The sequence below is a fragment of the Delftia sp. WSY_16 genome (genome assembly GCF_043104415.1).
Lineage (GTDB): Bacteria > Pseudomonadota > Gammaproteobacteria > Burkholderiales > Burkholderiaceae_C > Comamonas > Comamonas tsuruhatensis.
In genome coordinates this window covers 1-254 of the sequence record NZ_JBICKS010000016.1, presented here as the reverse complement: position 1 = coordinate 254, position 254 = coordinate 1, and the positions used below count along the sequence as shown (strand labels likewise).

Here is a 254-nt window from a genome sequence, read left to right as displayed (position 1 = left end):
TCGATGGTGCCGTCGCCATCGTGGCCGCACAGGGCTGCGGCGTAGCGCAGCGCGTTGTGCAGCTCGCGCAGGTTGCCGGGCCAGGCGTGCGCGGCCAGCACGGCGCGGGCTGCGTCGCCCAGGTGCAGGTGGCTGCCCAGGGTGGCCAGCATCTGGTCGGCAATGGTCTGCAGGTCGCTGCGCTGGCGCAGCGCAGGCAGGCGAAGCTCGGCCGCGTTGAGGCGGTACAGCAGGTCTTCCCGGAAGCTGCCACG

1 pseudogene is annotated in these 254 nt (G+C 72.8%); it reads right to left on the bottom strand.

From position 1 onward, the window contains the following. Positions 1–254: pseudogene (locus tag ACF8O7_RS07670) on the bottom strand (sigma-54-dependent Fis family transcriptional regulator); the annotation flags it as partial.